Annotated in this window: 11 protein-coding genes; 7 read left to right on the forward strand and 4 right to left on the reverse strand. The window is 52.9% G+C overall.

Annotation, left to right across the window (positions count from 1 at the left end; all coding sequences use genetic code 11):
• Window positions 1–4 precede the first annotated feature (4 nt).
• From ssuD to ssuE, 3 genes are read right to left on the reverse strand one after another with little or no spacing between them, the layout of a single operon-like run.
• Window positions 5–1150: an FMNH2-dependent alkanesulfonate monooxygenase gene (gene ssuD / locus M2374_RS01945; RefSeq protein ID WP_181688313.1), complete on the reverse strand. Its 1146-nt coding sequence runs from the start codon at window positions 1148–1150 to the stop codon at window positions 5–7.
• Complete coding sequence (locus M2374_RS01950; protein ID WP_181490380.1) at window positions 1147–2121, reverse strand: sulfonate ABC transporter substrate-binding protein; 975 nt, start codon at window positions 2119–2121, stop codon at window positions 1147–1149. The genes ssuD and M2374_RS01950 overlap by 4 nt, the downstream gene beginning before the upstream one ends.
• Window positions 2114–2689, reverse strand: a complete 576-nt coding sequence (ssuE, locus tag M2374_RS01955) for an NADPH-dependent FMN reductase (RefSeq protein ID WP_146717092.1) — start codon at window positions 2687–2689, stop codon at window positions 2114–2116. Before ssuE ends, M2374_RS01950 begins: the two co-directional genes overlap by 8 nt.
• 243 nt (window positions 2690–2932) lie before the next feature.
• Here ssuE and pyrD point away from each other — a divergent pair, with 243 nt between their 5' ends.
• Both pyrD and zapC read left to right on the forward strand, forming a co-directional pair.
• The gene (pyrD, locus tag M2374_RS01960; RefSeq protein ID WP_096757651.1) at window positions 2933–3943 is read left to right on the forward strand and encodes a quinone-dependent dihydroorotate dehydrogenase; all 1011 of its coding nucleotides are present in this window, start codon (window positions 2933–2935) and stop codon (window positions 3941–3943) included.
• Window positions 3944–4108: 165 nt separating this feature from the next.
• Window positions 4109–4651, forward strand: coding sequence for a cell division protein ZapC (gene zapC / locus M2374_RS01965; RefSeq protein WP_117341729.1), 543 nt, complete (start codon window positions 4109–4111; stop codon window positions 4649–4651).
• Here zapC and M2374_RS01970 read toward each other — a convergent pair.
• Window positions 4648–5757, reverse strand: a complete 1110-nt coding sequence (locus M2374_RS01970) for a YcbX family protein (protein WP_181688312.1) — start codon at window positions 5755–5757, stop codon at window positions 4648–4650. The two genes, zapC and M2374_RS01970, sit on opposite strands and share 4 nt — an antisense overlap.
• Window positions 5758–5855: 98 nt before the next feature.
• Between M2374_RS01970 and rlmKL the strand changes: the two genes are divergently transcribed.
• From rlmKL to pqiC, 5 genes are read left to right on the forward strand one after another with little or no spacing between them, the layout of a single operon-like run.
• Complete coding sequence (gene rlmKL, locus M2374_RS01975) at window positions 5856–7964, forward strand: bifunctional 23S rRNA (guanine(2069)-N(7))-methyltransferase RlmK/23S rRNA (guanine(2445)-N(2))-methyltransferase RlmL (RefSeq protein ID WP_117341731.1); 2109 nt, start codon at window positions 5856–5858, stop codon at window positions 7962–7964.
• Window positions 7965–7976: 12 nt separating this feature from the next.
• Entirely contained in the window at window positions 7977–9884 is a 1908-nt protein-coding gene (locus M2374_RS01980) for an ABC transporter ATP-binding protein (RefSeq protein WP_259153624.1), read from the forward strand.
• Window positions 9885–9898: 14 nt separating this feature from the next.
• Complete coding sequence (pqiA, locus tag M2374_RS01985) at window positions 9899–11152, forward strand: membrane integrity-associated transporter subunit PqiA (protein WP_181688311.1); 1254 nt, start codon at window positions 9899–9901, stop codon at window positions 11150–11152.
• Window positions 11153–11156: 4 nt separating this feature from the next.
• A complete protein-coding gene (pqiB, locus tag M2374_RS01990) occupies window positions 11157–12797 on the forward strand; it encodes an intermembrane transport protein PqiB (protein ID WP_117341732.1) in 1641 nt (546 codons plus the stop codon).
• Window positions 12794–13357: a membrane integrity-associated transporter subunit PqiC gene (pqiC, locus tag M2374_RS01995; RefSeq protein WP_117341733.1), complete on the forward strand. Its 564-nt coding sequence runs from the start codon at window positions 12794–12796 to the stop codon at window positions 13355–13357. Before pqiB ends, pqiC begins: the two co-directional genes overlap by 4 nt.
• Window positions 13358–13521 lie beyond the last annotated feature (164 nt).

The following is a 13521-nucleotide window of genomic DNA, read 5'->3' on the forward strand; positions in this document are numbered from 1 at the left end:
CTCCTTAGCGTTGCGCGACGCTACGCGGAATAAATTCGTTCGCCACGGCTTCACCTTGTTGATGCAGGCGTTGCGGCTGCGGTATTTCTGGGATCGAGACATCCAGATGCGGGAACAGTAGCTCGCCGACCTTGTACGCCTCTTCCAGATGTGGATACCCGGACAACACAAAGCTGTCGATACCCAGCGCGGCATACTCATTAATCCGTGCCGCCACTGTTGGACCATCCCCCACCAGTGCGGTCCCGGCCCCGCCACGTACCAGTCCAACGCCCGCCCACAAGTTCGGGCTAATTTCCAGTTGGTCGCGCTTGCCGTTGTGCAGCGCTGCCATTCGGTGCTGGCCCACAGAGTCGGTTCTGGCGAAAGCGGCCTGGGCTTTGGCAATGGTGTCATCATCCAGATGGGCAATCAGGCGATCCGCTGCCTGCCATGCCTCAGCGGTGGTTTCGCGCACAATCACGTGCAGGCGAATACCAAAGCGGATCTTACGCCCAAGCGCCGCTGCTTTTGCCCGTACTTGCTCTATCTTCTCTTTCACCAAGTCGGGCGGCTCACCCCAGGTCAGGTAGAGATCAACCTGCTCAGCGGCCAGTTCCTGCGCTATGTCGGAAGACCCGCCGAAATACAGTGGCGGATGGGGTTGTTGCACGGGCGGGAAAAAGAGTTTTGCCCCACGGACGTGAACGTGTTTACCGTTAAAATCCACGGTGTCGCCCTGTAGCAAGCGTCGCCATACCTGGGTAAATTCAGCGGAGGCTTCATAACGCTCAGTGTGATCGAGAAAAACACCATCACCTGCTAACTCTTGTGGATCGCTCCCGGTTACCAAATTAAACAGCGCCCGACCGTTGGACAGTCTGTCGAGCGTCGCCGCCTGGCGTGCCGCCACCGTGGGGGACGTCACGCTGGGGCGCAGCGCGACCAGAAATTTTAACCGCTGGGTGACCGGGATCATTGAGGCGGCAACCAGCCAGGCATCTTCACAGGAGCGGCCTGTCGGGATCAGTACCCCGGTAAATCCCAGGCGGTCGGCAGTTTGCGCGATTTGTTGCAGATAACCATGATCGACCGGGCGTGCACCTTCTTCTGTTCCCAGATAATGGCCGTCACCGTGCGTGGGTAAAAACCAGAATATGTTCAGACTCATAATTTTGCTCCTGTCTGCTGAGTGGGTTGCCAGATACGCTGGCGAATGTCGATTTTTTTCGGCACCAGCCGATTGTCATAAAACAGATCGGCAGTTTGTTGCTGCAATGCGGCAACAGAAGCACTGACGGGCGTAATGGAGGTTGGCGGGCGATGGTCCAGATAGGACGCTATGACCGGCTCAGGTAGCCCCATCGTTTTCGCCAACAGGGTGATGCTCTGCTGGCGTTGGCTGAGTGTTAAGGAATCGGCCTGGCTGAAGGTGTCCAGCACGCCAGGAATAAATGCGCTGTTTTTCTCGGCATAAGGACGTGCAGCGAGATAAAACGATCCGGTCTGTTTAAGGTCGGTACCGTCTTTGAGTACGCGTACATCACCCTGCAGCAAGGCGGCGGAGTAGTAAGGGTCCCAAATTGCCCATGCATCCACATTCCCCTGTTGGAAAGCGGCACGCGCATCGGCGGGCGTCAGATAGGTGGCCTGGATATCGGTAAACTTCAACCCGGCCTGCTGCAGGGCCCTCAACAGCAGATTGTGCGCGCTGGAGCCTTTCTGGAAGGCGACCTTATGCCCTTTAAGCTCTGCGACGGTGTGGATGGGGCTGTCTTTCGGTACCAAAATCACTTCTGCATGCGGTTTTGGCGGTTCGACGCCGACATAGACCAGATCGGCCCCGGCGGCCTGAGCAAAAATCGGCGGGATATCACCAGTGCTGCCCAGATCGATGCTGCCGATATTGAGCGCCTCCAGCATTTGCGGGCCGGCTGGGAACTCTACCCAGGAGATTTTTGTTTGCGGGTAGCGTTTTTCCAGCAACTGATGGCTTTTAGCCAGCACCATGCTGACGCTGCCTTTCTGATAGCCAATGCGCAGGGCGTCTGGCGCGGTCTCTGCGGCGTGAACCAGCGTGGATAAAGACAGCAGTCCGGTCAGCGCCAGCCACGGCGTATGGCGTTTGAGTAAATTAAGCATGGGCGGTACCCCGCAGCGTGTTCACGTGCACAAATTGGACATCACGACGCTGCAACGCCTGCCAAAAGGTCTCGAGTGCACTGTCCAGGCGTAATTGCAGGTTCGGCGTAAACTGCGGCTTATGTTGATAATCAATAACCTGCGAATCATCGGCGAAAACGCCGTGCAGGATCTCCTGGGCCTTCAGTGCGCTGAGTACCGGTTTCAGGGCGTAATCGACGGCCAGTAAATGTGCTACGGTGCCGCCGGTGGCCAGTGGCAACACGACTTTGCCTTCCAGTGCTCGTTCGGGGAGCAGGTCGAGCAAGGTTTTCAATGCGCCGGAATAGGCCGCTTTGTAGACCGGCGTGGCGACAATCAGTCCGTCTGCATCCTGCAACTGTTCGATAAACGTCTTCAGTGCCGGACTGTCGAAGCGCGCATAGATCAGATCCTCGGGCTCAAAATTGTGCAGATTCCAGTGATAGACCTCGACATCCTGTCCATGCAGTTTTTCTCGCGCATATTCCAGTAGGGCGCTGGAGCGAGAGGGGAAGCGTGGGCTACCCGCCAGAGTGATAACGCGCATATTTATATTCTCTCCTTATAACCAAATATTCGTTTTTATTTAACATTGATAACAATTTGTGCAGTCTGGCAGAGAGATTTTGTTTATCGAAATGATTTATGCGGGATAGAAAAGCTGAAAACTGCATAAAAGGAGGAGAAGAAAGAAAACGTTTGCGTTTTATTGCCGCAGGTCAATTCCCTTTTTGTTCACGATCGCACATAATACGCCCCCGGTTTGCACACCGGGAATCCAGGAGAGTTCATGTACTACCCCTTCGTTCGTAAAGCCCTTTTTCAGCTCGATCCAGAGCGCGCTCATGAATTGACATTCCAGCAATTACGTCGCATTACGGGCACGCCGCTCGAAGCGCTTGTCCGCCAGAAAGTACCGGCAAAACCGGTGACCTGCATGGGGCTGACGTTTAAGAATCCGCTCGGTCTTGCCGCCGGGCTGGATAAAGACGGGGAGTGCATTGATGCACTCGGTGCAATGGGGTTCGGCTCAATTGAGATAGGCACCGTGACGCCACGTCCTCAATCGGGTAATGATAAGCCACGTCTTTTCCGTCTGGTTGACGCAGAAGGTTTGATCAACCGCATGGGCTTCAATAACCTGGGCGTTGATAACCTGGTAGAGAACGTTAAGAAATCGCATTTTGACGGCATTCTGGGGATCAATATTGGTAAGAACAAAGATACCCCGGTAGAGAATGGCAAAGATGACTATCTGATTTGTATGGAAAAAGTCTATGCTTATGCTGGCTATATTGCGATTAATATTTCCTCACCTAATACGCCAGGGTTACGCACGCTGCAATACGGCGAAGCGCTGGATGATTTGCTGACGGCAATTAAAAATAAGCAAAACGATCTCCAGGCGATCCACCATAAATATGTTCCGGTGGCGGTAAAGATCGCCCCGGATCTTTCTGAAGAAGAACTGATCCAGGTAGCCGACAGTTTAGTTCGCCATAATATTGATGGCGTCATTGCCACCAACACCACGCTCGATCGCTCCCTGGTACAGGGAATGAAAAATTGCGATCAAATGGGTGGCCTGAGTGGTCGACCGTTACAATTAAAAAGCACCGAAATTATTCGTATGTTGTCCCGGGAATTAAAAGGGCAACTGCCGATTATCGGGGTTGGCGGTATCGACTCAGTCATCGCTGCGCGTGAGAAAATAGCCGCAGGGGCTTCCCTGGTTCAGATTTATTCAGGCTTTATTTTTAAAGGCCCGCCGTTGATTAAAGAAATCATCACCAATATCTGAATACTACCTTAATCACAAACCAGGGCTTTATTTCTGGCCCTGGTTGTTTTATATTCCTTTACTGTTGCTTATTTAAACATTCTGAGCTTTTATTATTAGGGCAATAAACGAAGCGGCAAAAGGATACTGTCGTAACGACGATGATTAAGGAATGGAGAGATACTGATGCGAATTAAACCCGACGATAACTGGCGCTGGTATTATGATGAAGAGCACGATCGTATGATGCTCGATTTAGCCAATGGCATGTTATTTCGTTCGCGTTTTGCGCGCAAAATGCTCACACCCGATGCATTCTCTCCGTCCGGTTTTTGTGTTGATGATGCCGCGCTTTATTTTTCTTTTGAAGAAAAATGCCGTGATCTGGATTTAGCCAAAGAGCAAAAAGCGGAGCTGGTACTCAATGCGCTGGTGGCTATTCGTTATCTAAAACCGCAAATGCCAAAAAGCTGGCACTTTGTGGCGCACACTGTTAGTTGGTCACCGAGGATAGGTGACGCTGCCTGCGTGTATTTAAGCGATACCGAGGAACAGGTCAATCTGTTAGTGGTTGAGCCGGGGGAAAATGCGGCCCTGTGTCTGTTGGCACAGCCGGGCGTGGTTATTGCCGGGCGCACCATGCAGCTTGGCGACGCCATTAAAATCATGAATGACAGACTGAAACCGCAACTCCCTGTCGACAGTTTCAGCCTTGAGCAGGCCGTTTAACTCTCCAGCCTGACCGCTGTTTTTGGCACACAACTGCAGCAAAGAATCGTCCCGTCATCACCAATCGCTGATTTTTTCAGCGGACTGACTTCGCCCTCTACCAGCCGAATCCGGCAGCATCCGCAGATCCCCGCCCTGCACGAATAAGGAACCCGGATCCCCTGGTTTTCCAGTTGTTCCAGTAACACCTGTTGATTGTTGCCACGAAAGGTGTGCCCCTGCCAGTCGATAAGCACGCTGGCATCAGGCTGCTGCTGTTGTGCAACAGTGTCATCGGAAGCCACCGCGCCGTAAGCTCGGGCGGGCCCGGTGGACAAAATTTCAACTTCATCGCCAACGCGGATCACGCCGCTGTTGCGGGCAATGAGATTCTGACCGAAATCGACATCGCCGTTATCCACCGCGCTGCGGAAGGTTTGCAGCGTTGTCAGCGGCTCACCTGACGGATGTTTCTGGCCTTTTTCAGGGCTGATAGTGGTGAAAATACAGCGGCTACAGGGTTTTGCCACATCAAAGATGACCTCGCCAATGCGAATCACCTTCCAGGTGTCTTCCTCCCAGGCGCTAGCCCCTGAGACCACCAAGTTGGGGCGAAACTGCTCCATTCGGATACTGGCCGGGCAGCGTTGCTGCACATCGCGCAGTGAGGCTTCATTAGTCAGAAGGTAAGGAAAACCATCGGCGAACGAGAGCGGTACGCCGTCGTGGCGTTTGACCCGGCGGGTTAACTGTGGGCCAACCCAGCGCAACTGTACATCGCGCGAGAAAAAACCGCTGAGCCACTGATTGATAGCTGTTGGCGCGATACGTGCAGTAAAATGGTTTCCCCAGACTTCTGTTGGCGCATCCTGGGTGGCGAAGTCGGCAAAACGGACCAACGCACTGCTGCCGTCGGGTGCGGTTAAGTGCAACCCATCGTGTAAAGGGGAAGGGGTAAAACGGACCATCTGGGGGAACTGCCGGGCGGTGATGAACGTTCCGTCGGGTTCGGTAACCATAAAGATGCGGTCAAAGGCCAGACCGCTAACGTCTGCCAGGGCGTGCGTGAGCCCAATACCGCGCATTGATTTAACCGGATGAACAAAAAGTCGGGTTAACGTTACCACTGTACAGCCCCTCGAACGAAAATAAGCCTTCAACTTTATGACAAGGGCGCGAGATTAGCTATAATGCGCAGCAATTTTATTGGAGTAAAAGTGACATTATGAATTCTCTGTTTGCCAGTACGGCCCGTGGGCTGGAAGAGCTGTTAAAAACTGAACTGGAAAACCTCGGCGCCGCGGAGTGCCAGGTGGTTCAGGGTGGGGTCCATTTTAAGGGCGACACGCGGCTTGTTTACCAGAGCCTGATGTGGAGCCGCCTGGCCTCGCGCATTATCCTGCCGATGGGAGAGTGCAAGGTCTACAGCGATCTTGATCTGTACCTCGGTGTTCAGGCAATCGACTGGACAGAGATATTTAACCCAGGAGCGACGTTTGCCGTGCATTTTAGCGGCTTAAACGACACCATTCGTAACAGCCAGTACGGCGCATTAAAAGTAAAGGACGCGATTGTCGATTCCTTTACCCGTAAAAATATGGCCCGTCCGAATGTGGATCGCGAATCCCCGGATCTGCGTATTAACGTCTGGCTGAACAAAGATACCGCCAGCATTGCCCTCGATCTTAGCGGTGATGGTCTGCATCAGCGCGGCTATCGCGATCGTGCCGGTCAGGCGCCGATCAAAGAGACGCTGGCTGCTGCTATCGTGATGCGTTCTGGCTGGCAGCCGGGTACGCCGCTGCTCGATCCGATGTGTGGTTCCGGTACGCTGCTGATTGAAGCCGCGATGTGGGCAACCGATCGCGCACCCGGTCTGCACCGTGGCTACTGGGGCTTTAACGGTTGGGCGCAGCATGATGAAGCGGTCTGGCAAGAGGTGAAAGCGGAAGCACAGGTTCGCGCGCGTAAAGGGCTGGCGGACTATACGTCGCACTTCTATGGCTCTGATAGCGACGCCCGAGTGATTGAGAAAGCGCGCAGCAACGCCCGCCGCGCTGGGATTGCCGATCTGGTGACATTTGACGTCAAAGACGTAGCGAAACTGAGTAACCCGCTACCGCAAGGTCCGTATGGTACCGTTATCAGCAACCCGCCGTACGGTGAACGTCTGGATAGCGAACCGGCGCTGATCGCACTGCACAGCCTGCTGGGCCGCACGATGAAAAACCAGTTTGGCGGCTGGAATCTGTCGCTGTTCAGCGCCTCACCGGATTTGCTCAGCAGTCTGCAATTGCGCGCTGACAAGCAGTTTAAAGCCAAAAACGGCCCGCTGGATTGCGTACAGAAAAACTATCACGTCGCGGAAACCACCGCAGACAGTAAGCCTGCCACGGTGGCGGAAGACTACGCCAACCGTCTGCGTAAAAATATCAAAAAGCTGGAAAAATGGGCGCGTCAGGAAGGCATTGAATGCTATCGCCTGTACGATGCTGACCTGCCAGAATACAACGTCGCGGTCGACCGCTACGGTGACTGGGTTGTGGTTCAGGAATACGCGCCGCCGAAGACGGTTGATGCCCAGAAGGCTCGCCAGCGTCTGTTTGACATCATTGCCGCCACGCTGTCGGTACTGGAGATTGCGCCGAATAAACTGGTGCTGAAAACCCGTGAACGGCAGAAAGGGAAAAACCAGTATCAGAAGATGAATGAGAAGGGTGAATTCATTGAGGTGAGCGAGTACAACGCGCGCCTGTGGGTTAACCTGACCGACTATCTTGATACCGGTCTGTTCCTGGACCACCGTATAGCGCGCCGCATGCTGGGCCAGATGAGCAAGGGTAAAGATTTCCTCAATCTGTTCTCGTATACCGGCAGCGCCAGCGTACACGCCGGGCTTGGCGGTGCGCGCAGCACCACAACGGTCGATATGTCTCGTACTTATCTGGAGTGGGCGGAACGTAACCTGCGACTCAACGGGCTGAGCGGCCGCGCGCATCGTTTAATTCAGGCCGACTGCCTGGGCTGGCTGCGCGAAGCCAATGAACAGTTTGATCTGATCTTCATCGATCCACCGACCTTCTCTAACTCAAAACGTATGGAAGACTCGTTTGACGTGCAGCGCGATCATCTGGCGCTAATGAAAGATCTGAAGCGTCTGCTGCGTAAAGACGGCACGATCATGTTCTCTAACAACAAACGTGGATTCCGTATGGATCTCGACGGCCTGGCTGAACTGGGATTGAAAGCACAAGAAATTACCCAAAAAACGCTTTCTCAGGACTTTGCCCGTAACCGTCAGATCCACAATTGCTGGCTGATTACTGCAGCCTGAAAGGAAAAATAAATGTCATTAATCAGTATGCATGGTGCATGGCTGTCGTTCAGCGATGCGCCGCTTCTTGATAATGCTGAACTGCATATCGAAGATAACGAGCGCGTTTGTCTGGTTGGCCGTAACGGCGCGGGCAAATCGACGCTGATGAAGATCCTCAACCGTGAACAGGGTCTTGACGACGGACGTATTATTTATGAACAGGATCTGGTTGTGGCACGTCTGCAGCAGGATCCGCCGCGTAACGTGCAGGGTACCGTCTACGATTTCGTTGCCGAAGGGATTGCAGAGCAGGCGGTGTATCTCAAGCGTTACCATGATATTTCGCATCTGGTGATCACCGATCCGAGTGATAAAAACCTGCAGGAACTGGCGAAGGTTCAGGAACAGCTGGATCACCACAATCTGTGGCAACTGGAAAACCACATCAATGAAGTACTGGAACAGCTTGGGCTGGAGCCAGACATGGAACTGGCATCGCTTTCCGGCGGTTGGCTGCGTAAAGCCGCACTGGGCCGGGCGTTAGTCAGCAATCCACGCGTATTGTTGCTGGATGAACCGACCAACCATCTGGATATCGAAACCATCGACTGGCTGGAAGGGTTCCTGAAAACCTTCAATGGAACGATCATCTTCATTTCTCACGACCGTTCGTTTATTCGCAATATGGCAACGCGTATTGTCGATCTCGATCGCGGCAAGCTGGTGACCTATCCGGGTAATTACGATCAGTACCTGCTGGAGAAAGAAGAAGCGCTGCGTGTAGAAGAGCTTCAGAATGCGGAGTTTGACCGCAAACTGGCGCAGGAAGAGGTCTGGATCCGTCAGGGCATTAAAGCGCGCCGTACACGTAACGAAGGCCGCGTACGTGCGCTGAAGGCGATGCGTCGTGAGCGTGGCGAGCGTCGTGAAGTGATGGGTACTGCGAAGATGCAGGTCGAAGAGGCGAGCCGTTCGGGCAAAATCGTCTTTGAAATGGAGAATGTTGATTACCAGATTAACGGTAAACAACTGGTGAAAGACTTCTCGGCGCAGGTACAGCGTAGTGACAAAATTGCGTTAATTGGACCTAACGGTTGCGGTAAAACAACGCTAATCAAGCTGATGTTAGGTCAGTTACAGGCTGACAGCGGTCGTATCCATGTCGGTACCAAGCTGGAAGTGGCTTATTTTGACCAACACCGTGCGGAGCTGGATCCGGATAAAACCGTCATGGATAACCTGTCGGAAGGTAAGCAAGAGGTGATGGTCAACGGTAAACCACGTCACGTGCTGGGCTACCTGCAGGACTTCCTGTTCCACCCTAAGCGTGCGATGACACCAGTGCGTGCGCTCTCCGGTGGGGAACGAAACCGTCTGTTACTGGCGCGTCTTTTTCTGAAGCCCAGCAATCTTTTGATTCTCGATGAACCAACGAACGATCTCGACGTCGAAACGCTGGAACTTCTCGAAGAGTTGATTGACGGTTATCAGGGAACCGTGTTGCTGGTTAGCCACGATCGTCAGTTTGTCGATAACACCGTTACCGAGTGCTGGATCTTCGAAGGCGGCGGCAAAATTGGTCGTTATGTAGGCGGTTACCATGACGCACGTGAGCAGCAGTCACAGTATGTGGCGTTTAAACAGCCTGTTGCCAAAAAAACAGAGGAAGTTGCTGCCCCTAAAGCAGAAATTGTAAAACGCGGCACCAGCAAACTAAGCTATAAACACCAGCGCGAACTGGAGCAGCTCCCTGCGCAGCTTGAAGAGCTGGAAGCTAAACTGGAAACGTTGCAGGCCCAGGTTGCTGATGCTTCTTTTTTCAGTCAGCCACATGAGCAAACGCAGCAGGTATTAGCTAATCTGAGCGAAGCGGAACAAGAACTTGAGCAAGCCTTTGAGCGCTGGGAGTATCTTGAGTCTTTGAAGAATGGCGCATAATTAAAGGAGCGCATATGTGCGAACATCACCATGCCGCGAAGCATATTTTGTGCTCGCAGTGTGACATGCTGGTGGCATTACCGAGCCTGACGCATGGTCAAAAAGCGGCATGTCCAAGATGTGGCACGACATTAACCGTTGCGTGGGACGCGCCAAGACAGCGTCCCACCGCGTATGTTATCGCAGCATTGTTCATGCTGCTTTTATCGAACCTTTTTCCCTTTGTGAACATGAATGTCGCAGGGGTGAGCAGCGAAGTCACGTTGCTGGAAATCCCCGGCGTTCTGTTTTCAGAAGACTACGCCAGTCTTGGCACCTTCTTTTTATTATTCGTGCAGTTGGTTCCTGCTTTTTGCCTGTTAACCATCTTATTGCTGGTGAACCGGGTTGAGATGCCCTGGCGGCTGAAAGCGTGGCTGGCGCGGATTCTGTTTCAGTTAAAAAGCTGGGGAATGGCAGAAATTTTCCTCGCAGGCGTGTTGGTGAGCTTTGTTAAGCTGATGGCTTATGGCGATATCGGCGTGGGGAGCAGCTTTATCCCGTGGTGCCTATTTTGCGTTCTTCAGTTGCGTGCCTTTCAGTGTGTCGATCGTCGCTGGCTGTGGGATGATATCGCGCCAATGCCGGAGGTTAAGCAGGTCTTAAAACCCGGTGTACCCGGTATTCACCAAGGGTTGCGTTCCTGCTCCTGTTGTACCGCGATTCTTCCCGCTGACGAGCCGGTCTGCCCGCGCTGTCAGACAACGGGCTACGTGCGACGTAAAAACAGTCTGCAATGGACGCTGGCACTCCTGTTCACGTCGATCATGCTGTATCTGCCCGCCAATATTATGCCGATCATGATTACCGATTTGTTAGGGTCAAAACTGCCATCAACCATTATTGAAGGCGTTGTTTTAATCTGGAGCGAAGGTTCTTATCCGGTGGCAGCGGTCATCTTTATTGCCAGTATTCTGGTGCCGACGCTAAAAATGATCGCCATTGCCTGGCTGTGCTGGGATGCCAAAGGGCACGGCAAACGCGACAGTGAACGTATGCATTTCATTTATGAAGTTGTGGAATTTGTCGGTCGTTGGTCAATGATCGATGTTTTTGTTATTGCGGTACTCTCTGCGCTGGTGCGTATGGGAGGGTTGATGAACATTTATCCTGCAATGGGTGCATTGATGTTTGCTTTAGTCGTCATTATGACAATGTTTTCTGCGATGACGTTTGATCCACGTCTGTCGTGGGACCGTGAACCAGAACCAGGCCATGAGGAGTCCTGACAGCATGGAATCTAAAAGTGGGGAAGCCAAAGTGCAAAAGGTTAAAAACTGGTCGCCCGTGTGGATATTCCCAATCGTCACCGCACTCATCGGCGCGTGGGTCCTGTTTTATCACTACAGTCATCAGGGGCCGGTCGTCACGCTGATTACAACCAATGCTGAAGGTATTGAAGGTGGCAAAACCACGATCAAGAGCCGCAGCGTGGATGTCGGCGTCGTTGAGAGTGCCACGCTGACCGACGATTTGACGCATGTGGAAATTAAAGCACGCCTCAATTCTGGTATGGAAAAGCTGCTGCATAAAGACTCGGTCTTTTGGGTAGTGAAGCCGCAGGTGGGACGTGAAGGTATCAGTGGCTTAGGCACGCTGTTATCCGGGGCGTATATTGAACTGCAGCCGGGTAACAAAGGCAGCCAGCTCGCCAATTATCAGTTGCTGGACTCTCCACCGCTGGCACCGCCAGATGCGAAGGGGATCCGCGTGATTTTGGACAGCAAAAAAGCCGGTCAGCTTAGCCCGGGAGACCCGGTGTTGTTCCGCGGGTATCGCGTAGGGTCAGTTGAGACCAGCACCTTTGATGCGCAAAAACGCTCCATCAGCTATCAGCTTTTCATTAATGCGCCAAACGATCGCCTGGTCACCAGCAACGTACGTTTCTGGAAGGACAGCGGTATTGCCGTCGATCTCACCTCAGCGGGGATGCGTGTAGAAATGGGATCGCTAACCACGCTGTTTGGCGGTGGAGTCAGCTTTGATGTGCCGGAGGGGTTAGAACAAGGCCAGCCGGTTGCACAACAGGCTACGTTCAGCCTGTATGACGATCAAAAAAGTATTCAGGACTCGCTGTATACGGATCACATTGATTACCTGATGTTCTTTAAAGACTCGATTCGCGGGTTGCAGCCTGGTGCGCCGCTGGAGTTCCGTGGTATTCGCCTCGGTACGGTTAGCAAGGTGCCTTTCTTTGCCCCGAATATGCGTCAGGTGTTCAATGATGATTATCGTATTCCGGTGCTGGTGCGCATTGAACCAGAACGCCTTAAGGCGCAGTTGGGTGAAGATACTGATGTCGGTACCCATCTGGCCGAATTGCTCAAGCGTGGATTAAGAGGATCCCTGAAAACAGGGAATTTGGTCACCGGGGCGCTGTATGTCGATCTGGACTTCTATCCGAAGGATCCACCGATTACGGGCGTGCGCGAATTTAATGGTTACCAAATTATCCCGACCGTGAGCAGTGGTCTGGCGCAGATCCAGCAACGTTTGATGGAAGCATTGGATAAGATTAATAATCTGCCACTGAATCCGATGATTGTGCAGGCGACCACGACACTTTCAGAAAGCCAGCGCACGATGAAACATCTGCAAACGACGCTGGATAACATGAATAAGATCACCGGTAGCCAGTCGATGCAGCAGCTTCCTGCGGATATGCAGAATACACTGCGCGAACTGAATCGTAGCATGCAGGGCTTCCAGCCAGGTTCTGCGGCCTATAACAAGATGGTGGCAGATATGCAGCGTCTTGATCAGGTTCTGCGTGAGCTGCAGCCGGTATTGAAAACGTTGAACGATAAGAGTAACGCGCTGGTGTTTGAAGCGAAGGACAAAAAAGATCCAGAGCCGAAGAGGGCGAAACAATGAAAAAGTGGCTAGTGGTGATGATGGCGGTCTGGCTGACGTCATGCAGCTCCAACGGAGAGAATAAAAGCTATTACCAGCTCCCTATCGCCCAAGGGGGCGTACAGAGTAGCGCTAACCAGGGTAACCGCCTGTTGTGGGTTGAGCAGGTGGCGGTACCGGATTACCTGGCAGGTAATGGCGTGGTGTACCAAACCAGTGATGTGAAGTACGTTATTGCCAACAGTAATCTGTGGGCCAGCCCGTTAGATCAGCAATTGCGTAACACTCTCGTCGCCAACCTGAGCACGCAGTTGCCAGGGTGGGTGGTTGCCTCTCAACCGTTGGGCAGTACGCAGGACACGCTCAATGTGACGGTAACCGGCTTCCATGGCCGCTACGATGGTAAAGTGATCGTCAGTGGTGAATGGTTGCTGAATCACCAGGGACAACTGATTAAGCGCCCGTTCCACATCGAAGCCATGCAGACGCAAGATGGCTATGATGAGATGGTGAAGGTACTGGCCAGCGCATGGAGTCAGGAGGCGACGGCTATCGCTCAAGAACTGAAACGCATTCCTTAAGCTTAAATAATTGTAAATTACACCGCCTTCGGCTCAGCGCCCTGGGCGGTTTTTTTTATTTTTTTCGCGACTGATATAACTGTTCTGACTCATGATTTTTGTATAGATGATTTACCGGGTAGCTCACAAATATGACACTGGCGTGAATTTTGCGCATTGACGAG

It is taken from the genome of Citrobacter sp. JUb117, from assembly GCF_024809055.1.
In the GTDB taxonomy this organism is placed as follows: domain Bacteria; phylum Pseudomonadota; class Gammaproteobacteria; order Enterobacterales; family Enterobacteriaceae; genus Citrobacter; species Citrobacter gillenii.